Source organism: Bacillus sp. JK106 (assembly GCF_053663355.1).
Genome location: NZ_JBSJQC010000004.1, coordinates 145608 through 165688, shown reverse-complemented (window position 1 = coordinate 165688; position 20081 = coordinate 145608). Strand labels below are relative to the sequence as shown.

Sequence of the window (20081 nt, the reverse complement as noted above, 5' to 3'; positions counted from 1 at the left end):
TTAGAGAATTTCCATTAATTTATCAAGTTCATCAAGCGTCAGATCATCATCGCCAAGATCGCTAGGCGTAAGCTCAGGTCCGTCTTGGGCCAGGCAGTGATCTATGATTTTCAAGAGGTGCCCTTTAAAGCTGTCACTGAACGATTGAATGGTTTTTTCATGAAATTCGAGAGAATGATAGGCAAACGTCATCGTCATCTGCCCATTTTCTATAAATCCGACAATATCAAGCGCATTCGGCTTCTCTGTGTCAGGGCTCAGCGATTGTCCTGACGGCATCCCGGATCTTGTAAATAAGCCGGAATCCGACATCTCATTAAACTGGCCTAAGTAGTTAAAGCTGATATCCGGATCAATCTCAAATGAAAGACCCTCTTTATGCTCAGGCGCCGTTACATAACGCAGAATGCCGTAGCCGACTCCTTTGTTCGGGATGTGTCTGATGTCTTCTTTCATTTGTTTCAGCTGATATGAAAGATCGTCGGCGTGCTTCATCTCAAGGATCATCGGATACATGCTCGTAAACCATCCGACCGTCCGGGTGATATTCAGGCCGTCAAGAATGTCTTCGCGCCCGTGGCCTTCCAAATGAACGCCGATCGTGTCTTCACCCGTCCACTCTTTCAGCGCCAGTCCGAGCGCCGTGAGCAGGATGTCGTTCATTTCCGTATGGTAGGCTTCATGTACGTTTGTCGTCAGCTGTTCAGTTTGTTCAGGCGTCAGAGAGAAGCTGACCGTTCTCGTATGTCTCATGCGCTGATCACCAGACTGCCTGTCTTTCGGAAGCTGAGTGCATACCTCTTTTTCCTCAAGCTCTCTCCAGTAATCCGCTTCTTTCAGAAACGCCTTCGTATTTGCGTATTCTTTGATTCTCTCAGCAAATTCGGCGAATGAATGTGTTTTCGGAGGCAGCGCCGGTTCATTGCCTTGCTTCAGCTGCGTATAAACGGACGTGAAGTCCTCCAGTAAAATCCGCCAAGATACACCATCCACGACTAAGTGATGGATTGCGAGAAGAAGGTGGTCTCCATCTTCAGCCCGGAAGAGCCCGGCCTTCAGCAGATGTCCTGTTTCCAGTGAAATACTGCTTTGAAGACGGTCTGCTTCTCGTTCGATACGGTCCTCATGGTCTTCAGCAGGTCCGTTCAGCTCAAAGACGTTCAGTTCAACAGACGCATCCTCAAGCCCTCTGTAATACGGTTTTTGTTCACGATAAATCATCCGGAGCGCATCATGGTGCACCGTCAGGACATGTAATGTTTTTTCTGTTATCTCCGGATCAAAGCCGTCTTTCGCGTGAAGCATGACGGATTGGTTCCAGTGGTGTTTGTCCGTAAAGTTTTTCTCAAAGAACCAGCGCTGGATCGGCGTTAAGTCCGCTTCGCCTTCGACAGGTCCCTGATCGGCCTGCTTGCCTTCCGTCCGCTCCACGTAAGAGACAAGCTCTTCGATGGTCGGATGCTGGAAGAGATCTTTCATCTCCAGCTTGTAGCCGTGCTGGTTCAGGCGGCTCGCCATTTGGATGCCTTTGATCGAGTCGCCGCCGAGCGTGAAGAAATTATCGCTTACGCCGATCTGATCAAGACCGAGCACTTCCTGCCAAATGTCAGAAAGCAGCGTCTCCATCTCCGTTTCCGGCGCTTTATACGCGGCGCTTCCCGCTTCAATGTCCGGTTCCGGCAGGGCTTTTTTGTCAATCTTTCCGTTTGCGGTGACCGGAAGCTCGTCCATCTCCACCCAGAACGCCGGCACCATGTAGTCAGGCAGCGTGTCTTTCAGCGCGGCTTTGAGCACTTCAATATCGTCCTGTTGAGGCGCGACATAGGCGCAAAGCGCGGTATTGCCCGCTTTGTCTTCCACAGCCGTCACCGCTGCGTCATGAACGTCCGCAAGCTGAGCGAGACGGACTTCGATTTCTGAAAGCTCGATCCGGTAGCCCCGCACTTTGACCTGCTGGTCGATACGGCCGATGTATTCGATGCCGCACTGCGCGTTCCATTTGACGAGGTCGCCGGTCCGGTACATGCGCTCGCCGGGCACGAACGGATCTGCGGTAAACCGCTTCGCCGTTTCTTCTTCACGGTTCAGGTATCCGCGTGCCAGACCGCGGCCGGCCACGCACAATTCACCGGCAATGCCTTCCGGCTGCACCTGATCTCCGTCGCCGAGAATATAAGCTCTCGTATTGGCAATCGCCCGTCCGATTGAAAGCGATCCTTCCTCAGGATTAATGACGCCGCTTGTCGCGACGACGGTGTTTTCCGTCGGGCCGTAGTTGTTGACGATCGTGTACGGCTGTTTCACCGCCCGCTTCAGCTTGTCGCCGCCGACGAGAAGCATGCGGAGAGAGGTATTTTCCACCTCCATAAATTGTTCGGCCAGCTGCGTCGGCAGGAAGGTGATGGTCACGCCGTTCTCCTCGAAATAGTGATTTAAGCGGGTGATATCCAGCCGGATCGCCTCGTCAATGACGTGAAGCTCCGCGCCGATAGTCCATGTCGGGAACAACTCCCAGATGGAGGCGTCAAAACCGAAGCCCGCGTATTTGGCGCTTTTATCATCCGCCGTCATGGCGAATGCGTCGTGGTGCCAGAAGCACAGGTTCACCAGCGCATGGTGTTCGACCATGACACCCTTCGGCTGTCCGGTCGTTCCTGACGTGTAAATCATATAAGCGAGATGATCCGCCGTTGTTTCCGTCTGCGGGTTCGCTTCATCGTTTTCATCAAGCGGCAGGCTCAGAATGGAGCGGCTGCCGTCAAGCAGGATCGTATCTCCTGTGTAGCTTTCCGGCACGTCGAGCGCTTCCTGTGTGAGAAGCAGCTTGGCCCCGCTGTCCTGCAGAATGTAGCTGATGCGCTCTTCCGGGTAGTCGGGATCAATCGGCACAAATGCCGCGCCCGCTTTTAAGACGCCGAGTACGCCCGCGGCCATTTCCAAGGACGGTTTCGTCAAAATGCCGACACGTTCGTCAGCCGTGACGCCGCAATCCATAAGAATGCGCGCGATCCGGTTCGCCCTTGCGTTCAGCTCGCCGTACGTCCATTTCGCGCCGTTGTATGCCGCGGCCGGCCGGTTCGCATGGCGGGCGGCCGTTTCTTCAAAGAGACGATGAACCGTTTTGGCCCGCGGCACAGAAATTGTTTTTCCTTTCCATGCGTCAAGGAGGGCTTGTTTTTCTGTTTCATTCACCAATGAAAGCTCAGAAAGCTTCGCAGCCGGATTTTCCGTTGCGGCTTTTAACAGATGAAGCCAATAATGCTTCCACGTCTCTGCCGTTTCCGGTTTAAACAGCGCGGTGTTATATTCAAGCACAAACGTTAAGCCTTCGTCTGTGTCCTCAGCCGTCATTGTCAGGTCAAACTTGGCTGTTTTTCTGTCAAACGGATGGTGCTTCAGCTCGATTCCTTCCATGACCAGATCTTCAGCATTTGCATTTTGCATTGAGAATACCGCATCAAACAGCGGATTTCGGCTCGTATCACGCTGCACCTCAACCTTTTGCAGAAGGTCTTCAAGCGGATAATCCTGCGCGTCAAATGCATGTAAAGCGGTTTGTTTTACTTCTTTAAGATAGTCCGTGAACGTTTTGTCCGCTTCCGGATACGTACGAAGCGCGAGTGTATTCACAAAAACACCGATGACGTTTGCGAGATCCGCATGTGATCGTCCCGCAACCGGCGAGCCGACAATGATGTCATGCTGTCCGCTCAGTTTTGAGAGAAAGGCGCTGTATGACGCCAGCAGCACCATGTACATGGTAGAATCCGTTTGTTTCGCAAGACTGCGAAGAGCCGACGTCTGTTCCTCAGTCAGAGAAAAGACCAGCTTGTCTCCTTCAAAGGTTTGCACGGCCGGACGGCTGTAATCAGCCGGCAGCGTCAATACCGGAAGCTCGCCGTCAAGCTCCCGAAGCCAATGCTCCTCCTGCTTGCGGTACTGCTCTGATTGAATAAATTTCTGCTGCCATACCGCATAGTCTTTATAATGAATCCGCAGCGGCTCAAGCGTTTCGCCGCCATACAAGCGGGACAGTTCATCTATCAGCACGCCGACTGAAGCGCCGTCCGAAATGATATGGTGCATATCAAACAGCAGCAGGTGGTCATGTTCAGCCAGCTTGACCAGTCCCGTTCTGACGAGAGGAAGCTGATCCAGACGGAACGGCCGGATAAAGCTCTGAATAATCTGTTCAGCATCTTCTTCAGAGGCTTCATAATATTCCATGTCGATATCAGCTTCCGCCCATATACGCTGAACCGTTTCTCCATCCTTTATGTCAAATGTCGTTCTGAAGGCTTCATGGCGTTCTGTCAGCTGTTTCATAACGGATTTCAGCTTTTCTGCATCAAGCTTTCCTTTTAAGCGGAGCACAGACGGCATGTTATAGCTTGTTTCAGCGCCTTCCAGCTGCTGAAGCACGAACATCCGCTTCTGCGGTGAAGAAACCGGATACGTTTCCCGCTCGGCCGCCGGTGCGATGCTCTCAGCCGCCTTCCGTTCAGCCCCTTCAATCAGCTGCGCCAGCCCCGCAGCCGTCGGAGAAGTGAACAGATCCTTTAAGGTAAGCTGCACGCCGAATGTCTTCTGGATAAGGGCCAGCAGTTTCATCCCCGCTAACGAGTGGCCCCCGATCTCAAAGAACTGATCATGGACGCCGACCCGTTCCATTTGCAGCACCTCAGCCCAAATATCCGCCAGTTTTTGTTCTGTTTCATTGCGCGGCGCCGTATATGACACGGCATTCGCTGCGGTCACATCCGGCATCGGCAGCGCCCGTCTGTCGATTTTTCCGTTCCCTGTAAGAGGCAGTTCATCCAATTGAATAAAGACGGACGGAATCATATAAGCCGGAAGATCCTTCGCCGTATGCTCCCTCAGCTCCCGGGAAGAGATTTCCCTGAGGCCGACAAAATACGCGCAAAGAAGTTTGTCACCCGCGCCTTGATCCACAGCGAGCACAATGCATTCCTGAATCTGGTCATGGCTTTGAAGCTGATGCTCAATTTCGCCAAGCTCAATCCGCTGACCGCGGATTTTCACCTGATGGTCGATACGTCCGATAAACTCGATATCGCCATTCGGAAGCCATCTGGCCAAGTCGCCCGTTTTATACATCCGTTCACCTTCCTTAAACGGATGCTTTACAAATTTTTCTTCCGTCAGTTCAGGACGGTTGTAGTAGCCTTCTACGAGACCTTCCCCGCTGACGCACAGCTCTCCCGCAATACCCGCCGGCTGAATGCGTCCGGCTGAGTTCATAATAAAGACTTCCGTATTGCTGACCGGTTTACCGATCGGAACGGAGAGCGTATCCTCTTCAATGACATCCACCGGATGGTATGTCGCAAACACCGTGCTTTCCGACGGGCCGTACATATGAAGCAGTCTTCCTTTTCCGACTGCCGCCAGCGCCTTTTTGACATGTTCTACAGACGCTCTTTCGCCCCCGAACATGATTTTCCGAAGCGTCGTCAGACAGGACGGCTCCATATCAACAAGCAGGTGGAACAGAGCCGTCGTAATCATCAGAATGCTGACGTTCTCCCGTTTGATCACACGGGACAGGCGCGACATGTCCAGCACCGTATCTTTCGGGACGATCACAAGCTTTGCACCGTTTAACAGCGAACCGAACATATCAAACATAAAAGCGTCAAAGACGTAGTTTGACAGACCGAGCACTGTATCCTCTTCAGAAACGGTCAAATAGTTCGTGTTTTTTACCGTCCGCAAAATGTTGGCATGTGTGACGATGTTTCCTTTCGGCGTTCCCGTCGTGCCTGATGTATAAGTGAGATTGGCAATCGTTTTGGAATCAAACGGCAATGCTGGATTGCGAGAGTCCTTTTCATAGCTCGCCTCATCATCAGCAAGCACAATGACGCCTTGAAAACCGGCCTTTTCCGCAAGCGGCTTGAGGCTTTGCTGAGTCAGGAGCACATTCGCCCCGCTGTCGCGGAAGAAATGCTGAATCCGCTGAACCGGATGCTCAGGATCAATCGGCACATAGGCGGACCCCGCTTTTAACACAGCCATAATGGAAACAATCATGTCCATTGACCGTTCACATAAAACAGCCGCGGTTTTCCCGCCGCCTCCGACCGAAAGAATATGCCGCGCAAGCCTGTTGGCGCGTTCATTCAGCTGCTGATACGACAGAGTTTCCCCTTCGAACTGAAGAGCCGTCCGGTCAGGGTTCTTTCGGGCCTGTTCTTCAAAGATCTGCACGATCGTTTGCTCTTTCGGGTATGCCGTGCGCTCCGGATTGAACCGCTGTAATTGGTTCAAAGCCTCCCGTTCAGAAAGCAGATCATATTCGCTGATTTTCGCATCCGGCTGAGCTGCCGCACTCTCCAGCAGACGGACATAGTGCGCAAGCATGCGATCCGCAGTTGAGCGCTTAAACAGCTTCGTGCAATAATCCAAATCGAGCGCAATGCCTTCCGCTGTTTCCCGGGCCTGCATTGTCAGATCGAATTTAGCGATATTGAAGTTGGTTTCATGAAGAGACAGCCTCAGGTTGCCGATCTCCGGAATTCCGTCCGAAGCATTTTGCAGACTGAACATCGTGTCAAATATCGGATGCCTGCTCATGTCCCGGGGCACGTTCAGCTCCTCGGTCAGCCACTCAAACGGATAATCCTGATGGGAAAACGCGTCCAGCACCTGTTTGCGCACATGACCTAACAAGCCGGCAAATGTCTGATCCTGCTTCACGGAGCTTCGCAGCGCAAGCGTGTTGACAAACATCCCGATAAGCCCCTCGGTATCAGAGTGATTTCTTCCCGCTGACGGTGTTCCCACGATGATGTCTTCCTGTCCCGAATACTTAGAAAGCAGCGTATAGTATGCCGATAACAGCACCATGTAAAGGGTGGCTCCGTTTTTCTCGGCAAGCTTCTGCAGCCGTTCCCGCAGCATTTTCGGCAGCTTGGCGGACACGCGGTCACCTTCAAAGCTTTGCACTTGCGGCCGCGGATAATCAGGGAGCAGCTGAAGCACCGGCAGTTCGCCGCTGAAGACTTCTTTCCAGTACGCCCGCTCCTTCTTGTAGCCTTCTTTCGCCCGTTCCGCCTGCCATACGGCATAATCTTTATATTGAATGCGCAATTCAGGCAGCTGATTTCCGCCGTAGATGTCAGCCAGTTCCTTCAGCATGATGGAAATAGACACCCCGTCAGAAATCAGGTGATGCATATCAAACAGCAGCATATGGCGATTGTGACCGAGCGTTTGCAGGCCGATTCTGAACAGCGGCGCCTCAGATAAATCAAAACGGCGCACAAAGTCCTTCATGACCTGTTCATTCGTTCTTCCGCGCGCTTCGATCATTTTAATATGAAACGGAACATGTTCGTGAACCACCTGTCTCGGCGTGCCGTCCTCCGATTGAAACGATGTTCTGAGCGCTTCATGCCTGCTGATTAAGGCAGAAAATGCACGCTCGAGCTTTTCAAGGTCTAAAGCGCCCTCAATCATGGCCGCAGCCGGCATGTTATATCCGACTCCCGCATCTTCAAATTGGCTCGCGATATAAGTCCGCTGCTGAGCGAGCGAAAGCGGATAGCTCGCCTGCTTCTCAGCCGGCTCAATCGCCCTGAATGCCTGTCCTTCGTTTCGGTTTTCCGCATAATCGGCAAGCGCCGCAATCGTCGGATGCTCAAACAAGTATTGCAGCGGAATTTCAACGCCCATTTGCTTATGAATTTTCGTCAGAAGCGTCATCGCCTTTAATGAATGACCGCCTGACTCGAAGAAATGATCATAAATGCCCGCCTTGTCCATTCCGAGGACTTCCTGCCAGATGACGGTGAGCGTTTCCTCCGTTTCGTTTCTCGGCGCGGCATATTCGGATGAGCTGACAGCCTGCACATCAAGCGCAAACAGCTTTTTGCGGTCCGCCTTCCCGCTCGGCGTGAGCGGAATTTCGTCCGTTTTTGTAAAGTAAGCGGGCACCATGTAATCAGGAAGGTGCTTGGACACATACTCCCTGTACTCGGCAGGGTGAAACTCGGTTCCTTTTTCCTGAACGATATATGCGCAAACATCTAAGCTGCCCTGCTGATCCGGCCGTGCCAGCACGACGGCCTGCGCCGCGCCCGGAGCTTTTCTGAGCACCGTTTCAATTTCTCCCAGCTCAATACGGTAGCCGCGGACTTTCACCTGATCATCTTCACGGCCGATATATTCGATCGTCCCGTCCGGCAGCCAGCGCGCCATATCACCCGTGCGGTACATGCGGCCGCTTCCGTTAAACGGATCTTGCAAAAACTTCTCTGCGGTCAAATCCGGAAGATTTAAATAGCCGCGGCCTACACCGTCACCCGCGATATACAGCTCACCGGCCGTGCCGTCGGGCTGAAGCCGCTGGTGCTTATCCAATATATACAGACGGGCGTTGCCGAGCGGTTTTCCGATCGGAACGTACGCCGCCTGTTGATTCATTCCGTTATCGGCTGACACCTGATGCACGGACGCATCTACGCACGTTTCTGTCGGCCCGTAGACATTCGTCAGACGCGGCGCCCTGCCCGATTGATGAAAGAGGTTCATCAGCTGTTCAGCAACAGCGGCGGACAGGCCCTCTCCCCCAATGAGCATGTGGCGCAATTCAATTCCGCTGACATCTCCCGCCGCAACCATCATCTGCAGATGCGCAGGGGTTCCGTCAGTGGCTTCAATCCGGTTTTGACGATAATAGTCCAGCAGTGCCGAGCCATTCGTTACAGTCGTTTTCGGCACGATATAAAGCGTCTGTCCCAAAAGAAGCGAGGCAAAAATCTGTTTGACGGACGCATCAAAATGAAACGGAGCCAAAAGCGCCATTCTTAATGTCTGCTCACCGCATTGATAAATCTCCTGCTGCAGTGATTGCACCAGATGATGAACTTGCCGGTGCTCAATCATCACGCCTTTCGGCCGCCCCGTTGTACCTGACGTGTAGATGATGTAAGCCAGCCGGTCTGATTGTGTGCTGACACCGTCCGCAGCCGTTTCAAACTGAACAGCCTCGTCAAAATCAATCCGTTCGGCATCCGCTGCAGGCACCTGTATTCCAGCCTCCGTCAGAACAGCCTTTGCTCCGCTGTCCTCCAAAATGTACTGAATCCGATCCGCCGGAAAATCAGGATCTATCGGCACATAGGCGCCGCCCGCTTTCAAAATTCCCAATATTGCCGCAATGACACGCTCAGAACGGCCAAGCAGCACCGCGACAGGAGTATCGGCTGATATCCCGGCTTTAAGAAGGCATCCGGCAATTCGGCCTGACTGTTCATGCAATGTGCGATAGGACAATGTTCGGCCTTCATACACCACCGCCGGTTTGTCAGACAGTGACTTCACTTTCTCTTCAAACAGCCCCGGTATCGTCATCTCCCCGCGGTAATTCACCGGATTGCCGGAGGCCCGTGTCAGCAGCCGCTCTTTCTCGGATTCAGAAAGAAGAGTAAGCTCATCAATTATGCGATCAGGAGATGAAATCGCATCTTCAATCAGCGTGATCAAACGTTCAGAAACAGATACAATCTCCTCTCCCTTGAATATGTCGCTGCGATAGTCAAAATCAATCGTCAATTTCCCAGTGTCCCATCGTTCCTTCACATGAATCGAAATATCATTTGTACCGCTTCCGCTGAAAATAGGGTCTGTCAGGAAGGACAGATTCTCTTTTTTCTGCCACTGCATCACCTGGTACTCCAGAGCTACCGTAAACAATCTGCTCAGCGAACTTTTCGAAGCGCGCAAATCATTGACAAGCAGGTTATACGGATACTTTTGGTGGCGGAGAATTTTCATCAGATCCTTCATCCGGCCTTTAACGAATTCCAAGAAAGACTGTCCTCCGTCAACGCTTGTCCGCACAGGCACCGTAGATACGAACATCCCGAGCATCTGCTTTTCTTTCGCATTCGTCCGGTTTCCCATAAACGTACCTGTGACAACGTCATCCCGGCCGGTCACTTTGTAGAGATAAGTGATCAGAGCTGACTGGAACAGAGATAGTACGCTGACTTTATGCTCCTCGCAGAATGAATGAATGCGGCCATATAAGTCGTGAGGAATTTCTTGAGAAAACCGTTTCGCATCAAGACCCGCATCTGCCTGGCTCCGTTTCAGGGACACAAGCTCCGGCACGGTCTCAAACTGCCCGTTCCAAAAATCCCGATCCTTTTTAAACCGCTTCGACTGCACATATTCCTGCTCAGTCAGCACATGCTCGATAAAGGAAGGAATCTCCGTCTGTTCCTCACTTGATCCGCCCGAAAGCTCCAAATAAATATCAGTAATCGCATTGCCCAGAATCGTCATGGAAATCCCGTCTGAAATCACGTGATGCACATTAACGTAGAACCAGACCTCATTTTCGCTGATGGTATACACGGAAAATCGGAATAAATCCTGATCATATAATGCCAGAGGCTTGCTTGCCTCGTCACGTCCCCATTTTGACAGCTCTTCCGCAGAGCAGCCGGCTTGCCTGATGTCTGTATGTTCGATAGTCAGCGGACGGTATTCGCTCACATATTGAACGGGCTCCCCCTCATCATCAAGCCGCAGACGGATTCTCATCGACTCATACCGCCGGACGAATTCCTGTATCGCTTTCTCAACGTAATGAGCCTGTACGCCGTCATCAGAAATGAGTTTCCCGAACCCGGCAAGATTTGAAATACTTGTGTTCGGATAGAATTTTTCTGTATACCAGATACGTTTTTGAGCATTTGTTAAAGGATAAAAAGTTATTTCCATATGTGTGCGCCTCCCCTTTTTAAGATAAAATTGTCAATTCTCCCTTAGAAACAGCCTCCCTCAATGTCCCTAACTCATTATCAAGCCAAAAGAACCACTTACCTCCAAAACGATCCCGATTCAATCACCGCAGAAATCCGCAATCCACTCACCCGCACAGTCCGAAATGCGGCTCAAATTTATGAGAAATCAAGACAAGAATCCAATGTTTGTAAGCAACAGGGTTTACCTATTTCTTCATGAATTACTATATATCTACTTACGTTCACTTTATATGAAATTATTGTTTTTATCACCGAAAAATGGGTGAAAAGTTTCATTCGGCACACCGAAAAAAATTCCGACAATTCCAGAGGGTATTTTGCGGCATCCCGCAATTTATTTTTAAAAATATTATTTATGTAAAATTAAAAATCTTTAAACTATAGTATAAATCTTTCGAATATCCAGTTATGGCAGAATGAAAATAGTTTTCATATATTAGCTGATGGGGAAAAAACAGCGCAAGAACCGAAACAGGAGATTTAATCGTTCGCAATATGATTTCATTAAACCGCAAAAAAAGCACTCTATTTTACATAGAGCGCTTCAAAAAGATTCCTTTATTGCAGTTTTATCAATGTTGATTAATTCCATATATTCTTTTCCCCACTTATACATGGCGTCCAAAATCGGCATAAGGGTCTCTCCTTGCTCCGTTAATGAGTACTCCACTTTCGGAGGGACGACAGGGTAAACTTCCCTGTGAACGATCAGATCCTGCTCCAGCTCCCTGAGCTGATTCACAAGAATTTTGTGCGTAATATCCGGAATTAAAGCTTTCAGCTCATTAAAACGCTTTGTCCCTTCTTTTCCCAGGTGCCACATAATCAGCATTTTCCACTTCCCGCCTATCACGGCAAGCGTCAATTCCTTTTCGCAATTAAACGTTTTCTTATCCATTCGGCTCACGGGCCATTCTCCTTCCTCTTACTTTTTGTACGTTCATCATCTATTCATACACGCTTACTTTTTTACACAACTTTCATCAGTTTATACTACCACGCAGTTTTGCTGAAACAAAGCGCATTGCCTGCGGGGACAGTATCCTCAAAGTAACTATTAGACTTCAAAGTGCGTACTTCTCAACATGCGGGGCACTCTATAGAATGTAAATACACAAAAAAGAGGAGTGGATATAAAGTGGAATTACAGCTGGCATTAGACTTAGTGAATATCCCGGAAGCAATTGAACTTGTGAAAGAGGTCGAACAATATATAGATGTTGTAGAAATCGGCACTCCCGTTGTCATTAATGAAGGCCTGAAAGCCGTACAGGAAATGAAATCAGCCTTTCCTCACTTGAAAGTGCTTGCCGATCTTAAAATCATGGATGCAGGCGGCTACGAGATTATGAAAGCGGCAGAAGCGGGCGCCGACATCATCACCGTTTTAGGAGCGACAGACGACTCAACGATCAAAGGGGCGGTTGCCGAAGCAAAAAAACAGCAGAAAAAAATTCTCGTCGACATGATTAACGTAAAAAACCTTGAAACACGTGCAAAAGAAATTGACCAACTCGGTGTTGATTATATTTGTGTTCACACAGGTTATGATCTTCAAGCAGAAGGAAAGAATTCATTCGAGGAACTGACGGCGATTAAAAAAGCGGTCAAGAGCGCTAAAACCGCAATTGCCGGGGGCATTAAACTTGATACGCTTCCTGAAGCCATCAAACAAAACCCAGATTTAATCATTGTCGGCGGAGGCATTACGGGAGCTGACAATAAAGCGGATGCTGCTGCTAAAATGAAACAGCTGATTTCACAAGGATCATGAAAACGACTGAATACTTACATGAAATACTCAATGAAATATCCCGCACCGCAGCATTAATAGCCGACAGTGAAGCTGACAAGCTTGCGGATCAGATTTTATCGGCAGATCAAATCTTCACGTCCGGAGCGGGACGTTCCGGCTTTATGGCTAAAGCGTTCGCCATGAGGATGATGCACATCGGCCTGAACGCTTACATCGTCGGTGAGACGCTTACTCCTCCCCTCCAAGAAGGCGGTCTCGTCATCATCGGCTCAGGCTCAGGCGAAACAAAAAGTCTGCTTCATACGGCTGAAAAAGCCAAAAGCCTTAACGGCATCATCACTGCATTAACGATTAACCCCGATTCAAGTCTCGGCAAACTTGCGGATCTTACGATAACGATTCCCGGCTCTCCTAAGGAAGAGACCGGCGGAGACAGAAAGACGATTCAGCCGATGGGTTCTTTATTCGAACAAACTCTTCTGCTGTTTTACGATGCGGTTATTCTAAAAATCATGGAGAAAAAAGAATTGAATTCAGCAGACATGTTTACAAAGCATGCGAATCTGGAATGATTTGCTGACGGCCTTCTTATCAGATGGCCGTCTTTTTATCGTCCTGTTGCGCACAATGACAAGACGGCCAAGGTTTTCGGGTCGGACACTCGCAGACGAAGATATCCTGCCGGTGAGCTTATCGCTATAATAAGTCAATTGACGATACGGCCGCAACCGTTCATTTCTGAATAGAGAAACGGCAAAAAACACTTTCTGATCGGATATTTAATGAATAAAATTGATTTGTGCGGATGGTTTTACAGATATTCAGCTGAATTGCGGCTGAGAAATATATTTTAACAGCTTTACAGCCGGCTGATTCTGCTTTATTCTTGGACCAGCTTTACAGCAATTTAAAACTGGAGGTGATTGATACTCTTGAAAACATTAAAAGCACTGCTGCTTGTTCTTATCATCATTGCCGGAGCAGTCGCGGCCCTGATCAAGGGTGATCTTTTCTCAGATAACGAGCAGACCGTTCAGAAGAGTGATTACGACAAAGTAATCCTATTTCCGTCCGATCGATATCCGGAAACAGCAAAGCATATTAAGGACGCGATAAAAGAAGGGCATTCCAGCATATGCACCATTGACAGAGACGGAGTACATAAGCGGCGTGAGCAATCTCTTAAACATGTGCCTGTCAAAACGGGATACGATAGGGATGAATGGCCGATGGCGGTTTGTAAACAGGGCGGAAACAATGCCTCCGTAGAATATATTTCTCCGGCAGACAACCGCGGAGCCGGCTCTTGGGTCGGACACCAGCTTACCAATGATCCCGACGGAACGAGAGTATTATTTAAAATCAAGTAAAAAAACAGGAGGAACAGCGCATTGAATAAATCATGGAAACCGCAAGAACTGGCCATTTCTTATCATCAATTTACAATCTTCCAAAAAGATTCAGAACCGCCTGTTATCGATTGGACCGATGAAGCCATTGAAAAGGGATATGCGGAAACTGACGGAGCTGTTTCATTTGAAGCAAGGAGAAATACGAGGGCATTTATCGTCCTCAGGCTTAACACAAGTGAACCGGTACTATCCTATGAGAAAAAAGCGACTGTTCCCTTTGAGGCTGTAAAAGATGGAATTGAGATTGAAAGCGTGATGTCAAAGCGGCTTTTCTTTAATATTCCGAAAGGCCGATACAGCCTTACCTGTTATTCAGTGCCTGCCGAAATATCCGATCTTCATGCAGATACGTATATTATTGATGCAGACGCAATGTAAAAGAAATCCCTGAGAGAATCATATTTCTCTCAGGGAACTTTTACCGTTTGTTTCAATTACATTCTGGTACCAATAAAAACTTTTTTTCCTGATCCGTTTCAAATCCTTTTCATCTTCTTCATCTCGATTGATTATACACAAAACCGTAGCGTTTTTGATAGCCGTTCAGCCAGCTTAACAGATCCGTGAATGACCAGCTGCAGCAGCCGATGAGATGAACTCCGTCACTAATGGCCTCTCTGCACTGTTCACCCATACTGAAGGTCCTTTACCGCCTTTATTCCAGGCTCCTTCTACCTGATTGGCAGACGAAGCTGCCCCCCCATAGAAATGTATCAGGGAACAGACCCTGTTTTTTATGTACCATGTGTTTCATCCTCCTGATGCGTATGATATTGATATCACACGTTATGAAACTCATTTCAGAGCAATCCCGATAAAAAAGCATCCGGCTTGCCGGATGCTTAAGAATGATGATGCCGCTTTTCCAATTTATGAGGCGGAGGCTTCGGGACAAAGCCATTTTGTTTCATCATATTAAAGCGCCTGTCCATATGCTGTTTAATATGTTCTGCTTTTTCTTTCGGCAGGACCCCGTACTCAACATATTTGGATATGACATGTTTGCGTTTTTCGAGCACTTCTTTTTCAAGTGATTCAATTTCTTTTTTCTGCTGTTCCGTGAGTGACATTGTTGAAGGCATTTTTGTTTCGGCGTGTGCCGGCATTGTGAAAACCATTGCTGTAATGAAAAACGCAGCTAAAGACAATGCAGCTTTTTTCATGACTCTCTCCTCCTTTAACGTTTGTTATATGTTGCTCCCTCATCCATTTTTTATGCAAAAAAAAGAGCGAAGTTATTCGCTCTTTTCAATCGATTCGTCCGGCAGCGCGTATGTGACATACGTTCCCGCTACAAAATCGTGGATTGACCGTTTGTCTTCTCTCATTCCGACCATGAATGCGCTCACGATCACACCGATTCCAAACGTCACGCCATATATCAGGCCGCCCACAAGCACTCTCAAAATCATAGTGAGAAAGCCTACCTGAGTTCCGTCTTTTTTGACGATGCGGATACCGCAGATCTTTTTGCCGATAACATAACCGTTCCAGTATACAGGGAGCAAAATACCATAAAGAGTCAAAATGATGCTGATCATTGCGCTCTCATTCGGATCTTTTCCTGTTGCCAGCATAAAAATAATCGCCAAAGGCACTGAAGTAATTAAATAGTCGAGTACAACGGCTCCCAATCTGATCCAAAATCCCGCCGGTCTGTAAATATTCATCATGTTTCCCCTCGCTATGGCTTCAAAATCACTTTAATGTTGCCATCTTCTTTTTTGTCAAATATATCATATGCAGCAGGAGCTTCCGCAAGACTCATTTTGTGTGTAATGATATCCGTCGGATCAATTTCATTTTGTTCAATCATTTGATACAGCATCGGCATCAGATGAATAACGGGTGCCTGGCCCATTTTTAAAGAAACGTTGCGTGTGAAAAAATCGCCGAGCGGAAAGCCGTCCGCTTCAGAAATGTATGCGCCCGTGAGCTGCACGGTTCCGAACTTCTTAACGGCTTCTGATGCTGTAAGAATCGGGCTGATCGTTCCGAACTGATTCGGTTTTTGCTCTGCTTTTTCTTTTGAAAGCGGCGTGCCGTCCATTCCGACACAATCAATCACTACATCCGCGCCCCCTGACGTTTGTTCGTGCAGCAGTTTCCCGATCTCATCATGTTCTGAAAAATTGAAGGTCTCTGCTCCGTTTATGCGTCTCGCATGTTCAAGGCGGTGCGGGACTTGATCAACTGCGATAACCCGTTTAGCTCCTTTTTTCCACGCGAATTTTTGCGCCATTAAGCCGATCGGACCTGATCCTAGAATAACGACTGTATCTCCTTTCTTCACTCCGCTGTGCTGAACGCTCCAAAAGGCGGTCGGCATGACATCTGACAGAAGCAGCACCTGCTCATCTTCAAGCTCACTGTCTGCCGGAACCAGAAAAGAAGAGAAATCAGCGTAAGGAACACGTAAATATTCAGCCTGTCCGCCGGGATAATTTCCGTTAAACTCCGAAAAACCGAATAAACCGCCGACATCTGTATGAGGATTTGGATTTGATTCATCACACTGGCTTTCCATCTGGTGCTTGCAATAATGACATTCTCCGCAGCCGATGTTAAAAGGAATCACGACCCGGTCGCCTTTTTTCAGCTTTTTGACTTGACTGCCCGTTTCTTCAACGATTCCCATCGGCTCATGCCCGACAATATAACCCGGATCGGCGGGTATTCCGTTTTTATATAAATGAAGGTCTGAACCGCATATCCCGGTTGCGGTAATTCGAACGATGACATCTCTCTCATCTTGAATGGCGGGTGCCGGGACTTCTTTCACTTCCATATGTTCTTTTCCTTGGTATGTCAATGCTTTCACACTTGGTCAGCTCCTTTTTCATCACTCCTTCCCTTTTCACCTGCTTCTAAACTTGGCCGGTATGTTATTCAGCCCGCTGAATATCCCATTGAAAAGGATCCTCAAGCTGCGACCAGTCGGAATCGAACTCAGACGGCGTGAGCAGGCACTGATCCAATTCCTTTGTAATGGCGGCTTCATCTAAATCTGTTCCGATAAACACCAGGTTCGTATGACGATCTCCGAATTGGTCGTCCCAATCTTCCAGGCGCAGCGTGCAGCAGATACAGCCGTTGGATAATTCCACGAGTTTCTCATCCGTCCTTGACAAACCGCCTCCCTGCTTTACCAAGCCCGCGTCTATATTTACTTCGCTCATGTCATTGACGATGACGGCAATTTTTAAACCGTTGCGGTTTTGTAGAATATGATTCAAAACGGTCGTCTTTCCGGCACCAAGATAGCCGCTCAATACTGTAACCGGAATTTTTTTCATATCAATAGCCCCCTGACAAAATAGAATGATTACGATTTATATCCCGAAACTCCCTTATTATCACGATGTACATGGCTACAAATCGTAATTGTTACTATTTATTTTGATATATTCTCCGTTAAAAATCAAGTAAAAGTCAGACATCATACATTGTTTGTCCCCATCCATTGGTCTGACACGCAAAACGTCAACGATTTAATTGGTGAAGCCTTCGATCCGGACTGTAAAATGCCCGGTTTTAAGATGTGTGCGGTACGAATCAGCCCTATCTAATTTTTCATAAAATTTTTAGATTTTTTCGTATTTTTTGTTACATTTCATAACATGCATCTTAAATATTTGTTTTTGCTGTGCTACGCTGAAAAAAACAAAGATAGGAGCGGATCATCTGATGGGAAAAAAACAGCTAGTCCTTGTTGGAAATGGAATGGCCGGGGTAAGAGCGATTGAAGAAATACTGCGTGTTAGAAAAGATGAATTTGAGATTACAATATTCGGGGCCGAACCTCATCCCAACTATAACCGAATCCTTCTGTCAAAAGTGCTGCAAGGCGATACCGACATTCAAGACATTACGTTAAACGATTGGAACTGGTACAAAGAAAACAACATTCAGCTGTACACCGGTGAAACAGTCATCAAAGTCGACACGGAAAACAAAACCGTCATCACCGATGCAGACAGAATCCAGCCTTACGATGAACTCATCCTGGCGACAGGCTCTGTCCCTTTTATCCTTCCGATTCCGGGCGCAGACAAACAAGGCGTCACGGCATTCCGAGACATAAAAGATACCGACACGATGCTCGCCGCGTCAAAACAATATAAAAAAGCAGCCGTCATCGGCGGAGGACTGCTGGGTTTGGAAGCCGCGCGCGGACTGCTGAATCTCGGCATGGACGTGTCTGTCATCCACCTCGCCCCATTCCTGATGGAGCGCCAGCTTGACGCAGCGGCGGGACGCCTGCTGCAAAACGAGTTAGAAAAACAAGGCATGACCTTTTTCCTTGAAAAACAAACCGAAGAAATTCTCGGTACTGACCGTGTCGAAGGCGTACGCTTCAAAGACGGCACAAGCATCAAAGCTGATCTGGTCGTCATGGCTGTCGGCATCCGCCCGAATACACAGCTTGGCACAGAAAGCGGCATCCCGGTAAACCGCGGAATCATTGTTAACGATTATATGCAGACTGAAATTCCGCACATTTACGCGGTCGGTGAATGTGCCGAGCACCGCGGAATCGCATACGGTCTTGTGGCGCCGCTCTATGAACAGGCGAAAGTGCTGGCCAAACATATTTGCGGCATCGACACAAAACCGTACGAAGGCTCCGTTCTCTCCACTCAATTAAAGGTATCAGGCGTCGAGGTCTTCTCTGCCGGCGACTTTGATGAATCAGAGGACAAAAAGGCGATTAAAGTGTTCGATGAACAGGACGGCATTTATAAAAAAATCGTCCTGAGGGGCAATCAAATTGTCGGCGCTGTTTTGTTCGGAGACAGCAGCGAAGGCAACCGCCTGTTTTCTATGATTCAAAAACAAGCAGATATCTCTGAAACCTCCAAAATATCAATCTTACAGCCTCTTGATCAGGAAGCAGGCGCAAGCATGACCGCGGCGATGAGCGACGATGAAATCATCTGCGGCTGCAACGGCGTTTCAAAAGGCGCGATTATTCAAGCCATTCAGGAAAAAGGCTGCACATCAACGGACGAAATCAAAGCATGCACCGGGGCATCCCGTTCCTGCGGAGGCTGTAAACCGCTCGTAGAAGACATTCTTCAATATACACTGGGCTCAGAATTTGACTCATCCGCGCAAAAAGAAGCGATTTGCGGCTGCACCTCACTGTCGAGAGATGAAGTCGTAGAAGAAATCAAAGCCAAAGGGCTCTCACATACAAGAGAAATCATGAACGTGCTCGGCTGGAAAACGCCGGAAGGCTGCTCCAAATGCCGCCCTGCCCTCAACTACTACTTAGGCATGATTAATCCGGCTACATACGAGGATGACAGAACATCCCGTTTTGTGAACGAACGGATGCACGCCAATATTCAAAAGGACGGAACATACTCAGTCGTTCCCCGGATGTACGGGGGCGTAACCAACTCTCAAGATCTCCGCAAGATCGCCGATGTCGTCGACAAATATGAGATCCCGCTCGTTAAAATGACCGGCGGCCAGCGAATTGATCTCATCGGCGTGAAAAAAGAAGATCTGCCGAAAGTATGGGCCGAGCTTGATATGCCGTCAGGCTACGCGTACGGAAAAACACTCCGCACGGTAAAAACGTGCGTAGGCGAACAATTCTGCCGCTTCGGCACACAAGACTCCATGGCACTGGGTATTGCGCTTGAGAAAAAATTCGAAGGGCTCAATACGCCTCATAAGGTTAAAATGGCCGTGTCCGCCTGCCCTCGGAACTGTGCGGAATCAGGCATTAAGGACCTTGGCGTTGTCGGCATCGACGGGGGCTGGGAGCTTTATGTCGGCGGAAACGGCGGAACCCATTTGCGCGCCGGTGATTTGCTGATGAAAGTAAAAACGAATGAAGAAGTCTTAGAATACGCGGGTGCTTACCTTCAGTACTACAGAGAAACGGCAAACTATCTGGAGCGGACATCCGCATGGCTTGAGCGCGTCGGTTTATCTCATGTCCAATCCGTATTAAACGATCCGGAAAAACGGCAGGAGCTCAACGACAGAATGAATGAGACACTCTCTGTCCACAAAGATCCGTGGCAATACTTCCTTAAAGATAAAAAAGCTTCTAAAGATCTATTCGAAAATGTCGTCACGACTTCATAAAACAGTAAG

Annotated in this window: 12 protein-coding genes and 3 pseudogenes; 6 read left to right on the top strand and 9 right to left on the bottom strand. The window is 48.7% G+C overall.

The features are described 5' to 3' along the window. Both srfAA and ACWJJS_RS16125 read right to left on the bottom strand, forming a co-directional pair. Window positions 1-10755 (bottom strand): surfactin non-ribosomal peptide synthetase SrfAA, encoded by a 10755-nt coding sequence (srfAA, locus tag ACWJJS_RS16130; protein ID WP_454023707.1) that lies wholly within the window; start codon window positions 10753-10755, stop codon window positions 1-3. Window positions 10756-11343: 588 nt separating this feature from the next. Then, a complete protein-coding gene (locus ACWJJS_RS16125) occupies window positions 11344-11706 on the bottom strand; it encodes a winged helix-turn-helix transcriptional regulator (protein ID WP_016936795.1) in 363 nt (120 codons plus the stop codon). Window positions 11707-11937: 231 nt separating this feature from the next. Here ACWJJS_RS16125 and hxlA point away from each other — a divergent pair, with 231 nt between their 5' ends. From hxlA to comJ, 4 genes are all read left to right on the top strand, one after another. Beyond that, the gene (hxlA, locus tag ACWJJS_RS16120) at window positions 11938-12573 is read left to right on the top strand and encodes a 3-hexulose-6-phosphate synthase (RefSeq protein ID WP_014304319.1); all 636 of its coding nucleotides are present in this window, start codon (window positions 11938-11940) and stop codon (window positions 12571-12573) included. Continuing rightward, a complete protein-coding gene (gene hxlB / locus ACWJJS_RS16115; protein ID WP_077721772.1) occupies window positions 12570-13127 on the top strand; it encodes a 6-phospho-3-hexuloisomerase in 558 nt (185 codons plus the stop codon). The genes hxlA and hxlB overlap by 4 nt, the downstream gene beginning before the upstream one ends. Window positions 13128-13487: 360 nt before the next feature. Then, window positions 13488-13925 (top strand): NucA/NucB deoxyribonuclease domain-containing protein, encoded by a 438-nt coding sequence (locus tag ACWJJS_RS16110; RefSeq protein ID WP_003156588.1) that lies wholly within the window; start codon window positions 13488-13490, stop codon window positions 13923-13925. A gap of 21 nt (window positions 13926-13946) precedes the next feature. Continuing rightward, the gene (comJ, locus tag ACWJJS_RS16105; RefSeq protein WP_077721770.1) at window positions 13947-14345 is read left to right on the top strand and encodes a competence protein ComJ; all 399 of its coding nucleotides are present in this window, start codon (window positions 13947-13949) and stop codon (window positions 14343-14345) included. Between the two features lie 18 nt (window positions 14346-14363). Here comJ and ACWJJS_RS16100 read toward each other — a convergent pair. The 7 genes and pseudogenes from ACWJJS_RS16100 to ACWJJS_RS16070 form a co-directional block, all read right to left on the bottom strand. After that, window positions 14364-14595: pseudogene (locus tag ACWJJS_RS16100) on the bottom strand (family 1 glycosylhydrolase); the annotation flags it as partial. Further along, window positions 14520-14681, bottom strand: a complete 162-nt coding sequence (locus tag ACWJJS_RS16095; protein WP_454023747.1) for a family 1 glycosylhydrolase — start codon at window positions 14679-14681, stop codon at window positions 14520-14522. The gene ACWJJS_RS16095 and the pseudogene ACWJJS_RS16100, both read right to left, overlap by 76 nt. 128 nt (window positions 14682-14809) lie before the next feature. Beyond that, on the bottom strand, window positions 14810-15085 hold the full coding sequence (locus ACWJJS_RS16090) for a YckD family protein (RefSeq protein WP_369719109.1): 276 nt from the start codon (window positions 15083-15085) through the stop codon (window positions 14810-14812). A gap of 117 nt (window positions 15086-15202) precedes the next feature. Next, the gene (locus ACWJJS_RS16085) at window positions 15203-15637 is read right to left on the bottom strand and encodes an RDD family protein (RefSeq protein WP_021494203.1); all 435 of its coding nucleotides are present in this window, start codon (window positions 15635-15637) and stop codon (window positions 15203-15205) included. Window positions 15638-15651: 14 nt separating this feature from the next. Continuing rightward, window positions 15652-16788, bottom strand: coding sequence for a zinc-dependent alcohol dehydrogenase (locus tag ACWJJS_RS16080; RefSeq protein ID WP_454023706.1), 1137 nt, complete (start codon window positions 16786-16788; stop codon window positions 15652-15654). Window positions 16789-16852: 64 nt separating this feature from the next. Further along, window positions 16853-16990: a hypothetical protein gene (locus ACWJJS_RS16075; RefSeq protein ID WP_454023746.1), complete on the bottom strand. Its 138-nt coding sequence runs from the start codon at window positions 16988-16990 to the stop codon at window positions 16853-16855. Between the two features lie 45 nt (window positions 16991-17035). Further along, window positions 17036-17263, bottom strand: a pseudogene (locus ACWJJS_RS16070) (GTP-binding protein); the annotation flags it as partial. A 144-nt stretch (window positions 17264-17407) separates the two neighbouring features. Between ACWJJS_RS16070 and ACWJJS_RS16065 the strand changes: the two are divergent. Beyond that, window positions 17408-17536: pseudogene (locus tag ACWJJS_RS16065) on the top strand (hypothetical protein); the annotation flags it as partial. 118 nt (window positions 17537-17654) lie between these two features. Further along, window positions 17655-20072: an NADPH-nitrite reductase gene (gene nasD, locus ACWJJS_RS16060; protein WP_454023705.1), complete on the top strand. Its 2418-nt coding sequence runs from the start codon at window positions 17655-17657 to the stop codon at window positions 20070-20072. Window positions 20073-20081: the final 9 nt, after the last annotated feature.